Source organism: Microbacterium karelineae (assembly GCF_009745985.1).
Taxonomy (GTDB): domain Bacteria; phylum Actinomycetota; class Actinomycetes; order Actinomycetales; family Microbacteriaceae; genus Microbacterium; species Microbacterium karelineae.
Window position 1 is genome coordinate 1 of the sequence record NZ_WFIX01000029.1, and the last position, 4,238, is coordinate 4,238.

At 38.6% G+C, this 4,238-nt stretch carries 1 protein-coding gene and 1 pseudogene; both read right to left on the reverse strand.

Going from position 1 to position 4,238, the window contains the following annotated elements:
- The coding region (locus GB932_RS21800; RefSeq protein ID WP_156758780.1) for a DNA-directed RNA polymerase subunit beta' at positions 1 to 373 on the reverse strand (373 nt) is incomplete at its 3' end.
- 131 nt (positions 374 to 504) lie between these two features.
- Positions 505 to 4,233: pseudogene (gene rpoB, locus GB932_RS21805) on the reverse strand (DNA-directed RNA polymerase subunit beta); the annotation flags it as partial.
- Between the last annotated feature and the right edge of the window lie 5 nt (positions 4,234 to 4,238).

Consider the following 4,238-nt stretch of genomic DNA (forward strand, 5'->3'; position numbering starts at 1 on the left):
AAGGAATTCCTAAAAGGTATCCGATTTTGTTTGGTAATGAACGGAAATACCAGATGTGTGCAATTGGAACTACAAGGTTAATGTGCCCGATTCTCTCTCTTCTTACTTTTTTCTCAGTAACTTCTACTCCACAACGGTCACAAACGATCCCTTTGTAACGAATTCTCTTGTATTTACCACAAGCACATTCGTAATCCTTTACAGGACCAAAGATTTTCTCACAAAATAGCCCGTCTCTTTCAGGCTTGTGAGTTCTGTAGTTAATAGTTTCCGGCTTTAAAACCTCCCCTCTTGAATCTTGTAAAATAGACTCCGGTGAAGCTAGACCGATGGTTATTTTATTAAATCTACTTGATTTATTTTTATTTGACATAATTTTTTTTAGATTTTAGATTTCAGATTTCAGATTTCAGAAGAAATCATCATTCCAAATTCAAGGATTATAAAATTGTTAGAGTGTCGTAGTCTGACATCTTGTGTCTGACATCTGATATCTTACTCCTCCAATCTTACGTCTAATCCAAGACCTTGTAACTCGTGAAGTAATACATTGAATGATTCCGGAATACCTGGTTCAGGCATAGATTCACCTTTTGCAATGGCTTCATAAGTTTTTGCTCTACCAATCACGTCATCCGACTTCACAGTAAGGATCTCTCTAAGGATGTTAGATGCACCGAATGCTTCAAGTGCCCAAACCTCCATCTCTCCGAATCTCTGACCTCCGAACTGAGCTTTACCTCCTAACGGCTGCTGAGTAATCAATGAGTAAGGACCAATAGAACGTGCGTGCATCTTATCATCTACCATGTGTCCTAGTTTCAACATGTAAATGATACCTACTGTTGCAGCCTGAGTAAATCTTTCTCCGGTACCACCATCATAAAGGTGAGTGTGACCGAATTTAGGAAGACCTGCTTTCTCAGTATATTCAGTAATCTGATCAAGACTTGCTCCGTCGAAGATTGGCGTAGCGAACTTCAATCCTAATTTTCTACCAGCCCATCCAAGAACGGTTTCGTAGATCTGACCAATGTTCATACGAGAAGGTACCCCTAGTGGATTCAATACGATATCTACTGGTGTTCCGTCTTCAAGGAATGGCATATCTTCTTCACGAACGATTCTTGAAACGATACCTTTGTTACCGTGACGTCCTGCCATTTTATCTCCTACATTCAGTTTACGTTTCTTAGCGATGTAAACTTTAGCCAACTTCATGATCCCTGCCGGAAGCTCATCTCCGATTGAAATTGCGAATTTCTCACGGTTTTTAACTCCCTGGATGTCGTTATATTTGATTTTGTAATTGTGAATCAATTGTTTGATCAATTCATTCTTGTCAGCGTCTACTGTCCAGTCTGAACCGCTAACGTTTACATAATCTTCAACTGAAGTTAATAACTTGTGAGTGAATTTCACACCTTTACCGATGATTTCTTCGTCAAGGTCATTTTGTACCCCTTGAGAAGTTTTACCGCTTACCAGTGTGTTTAATTTTTCAATTAAAGTATTTCTCAACTCGTCAAACTTAGCCTTGTAAGTGTTTTCAATTTCTTCAAGTTTAAGTTTTTCTTCAGTTCTTTTCTTTTTGTCTTTAATGTTTCTGGAGAACAATTTCTTGTTGATAACAACTCCTCTTAATGAAGAGTCAGCTTTCAATGAAGCATCCTTCACATCACCAGCTTTATCACCGAAGATTGCTCTAAGAAGCTTTTCTTCAGGAGTCGGGTCAGATTCACCTTTTGGAGTAATTTTACCAATCATGATATCTCCAGGCTTCACTTCAGCACCGATTCTGATCATACCGTTCTCGTCAAGATCTTTAGTAGCTTCTTCAGATACGTTTGGAATATCTGCTGTAAGCTCTTCCATACCTAATTTAGTATCACGAACTTCAAGAGAATATTCATCCACGTGGATTGAAGTAAACCAGTCTTCACGTACAACTTTTTCGTTGATTACGATGGCATCCTCGAAGTTGTATCCTTTCCAAGGCATGAACGCTACCACTAAGTTTCTACCAAGAGCTAATTCTCCTTTTTCAGTAGCATAACCGTCGCAAAGTACCTGTCCTTTTTCCACTACATCACCTACTCTTACGTTTGGTCTTAGGGTAATGGTTGTACTCTGGTTAGTTTTTCTGAACTTAGTAAGGTTGTATGTTTTAGTAGCAGACTCGAATTGTACTAAATCTTCGTCTTCGCTTCTTTCATATTTAATAACGATTCTGTCAGCATCTACGTACTGTACTGTACCTGTACCTTCAGCGTTAATTAAAATTCTTGAATCTCTTGCAACTTGTTGCTCAAGCCCTGTACCCACGATTGGAGCCTGTGGCTTCAATAGAGGAACGGCCTGACGCATCATGTTAGATCCCATCAATGCACGGTTCGCATCATCATGCTCAAGGAACGGAATTAATGATGCAGAAATACCAGAGATCTGGTTTGGTGCAACATCAATAAGGTTAACCTGAGATGGCTCCACTACAGGGTAGTCACCATCTAATCTTGCAATAATTCTATCTGTTAAGAAATCACCGTTATCGCTCAATTCAACGTTTGCCTGAGCAATTACTTTGTCTTCTTCGTCTTCTGCATTAAGGTAAATAGGATCAGCATTAAGATTAATCTTACCTTCTTCTACTTTTCTATATGGAGTTTCGATGAAACCTAGTCTGTTGATTTTAGCATAAATACCAAGGGATGAAATCAAACCGATGTTTGGTCCTTCCGGAGTTTCAATCGGGCAAATTCTTCCATAGTGAGTATGGTGAACGTCTCGAACCTCGAAACCTGCTCTTTCTCTTGATAAACCACCAGGCCCTAGTGCAGATAATCTTCTCTTGTGAGTAATTTCTGATAGAGGGTTGGTTTGGTCCATGAACTGAGAAAGCTGGTTGGTACCAAAGAATGAGTTAATTACAGATGTTAATGTCTTAGCATTTACAAGGTCAAGTGGAGTAAAGATTTCGTTATCTCTAACGTTCATTCTTTCCTTGATTGTTCTTGCAATTCTTGAAAGACCTACCCCGAACTGTCCAGCTAATTGCTCACCAACAGTTTTAATTCTTCTGTTTGATAAGTGGTCAATATCATCAACCTCAGCTTTAGAGTTTACAAGCTCGATTAAGTGTCTTACGATAGCAATGATATCTTCTTTTGTAAGAACTTCAGTTGTGGTTGGAATATTAAGACCTAGCTTTTTGTTCAATCTGTAACGTCCTACCTCACCTAATGAATATCTTTGCTCAGAGAAGAATAATTTTTCAATAATTCCTCTTGCAGTTTCCTCATCTGGTGGATCTGCATTTCTTAACTGACGATAAATATACTCTACTGCTTCTTTTTCAGAGTTAGTAGGGTCTTTTTGTAATGTATTCTGGATGATAGAGAATTCGTTGCTGTTTTCTTTGTGAATCAGGATTGATTTCACACCAGCATCAAGAATAAGATCCAAGTGTTCTTTTTCAAGAATAGTTTCTCTATCCAGGATGATTTCGTTTCTTTCGATAGAAACTACTTCACCTGTATCTTCGTCTACGAAATCTTCGAACCAAGTGTTCAATACTCTCGCAGCCAATGTTCTTCCTTCTACTTTTTTAAGGGCAGCTTTAGAAACTTTCACTTCTTCAGCAAGGTCGAAGATCTGAAGGATGTCCTTGTCAGATTCATAACCAATCGCTCTTAATAGAGTTGTTAATGGTAATTTTTTCTTACGGTCGATATACGCGTACATTACGCTGTTGATATCTGTTGTAAATTCCATCCAAGATCCTTTGAAAGGGATAATTCTTGAATAGTAAAGTTTGGTTCCGTTTGCGTGGTAAGTTTGTCCGAAGAATACACCAGGTGAACGGTGAAGCTGCGTAACAATAACTCTTTCAGCACCATTGATGATAAAAGAACCACTTGGCGTCATATAAGGAACCGGACCTAAGTATACGTCCTGAACCACTGTTTGGAAATCTTCGTGTTCCGGGTCAGTACAATACAATTTAAGTCTAGCTTTTAGAGGAACTGAATACGTAAGTCCTCTTTCCACACACTCATCGATTGAATAACGTGGAGAATCTACCAGATAGTCTAAGAATTCTAATACGAATTGGTTTCTTGAATCCGTAATTGGGAAATTCTCTTGGAAAGTCTTGTAAAGAGCTTCTGTCTTTCTGGCTTCAGGAAGTGTATCAAGCTGGAAAAATTCTCTGAAAGACTCAATTTGGATATCCAAAAAGT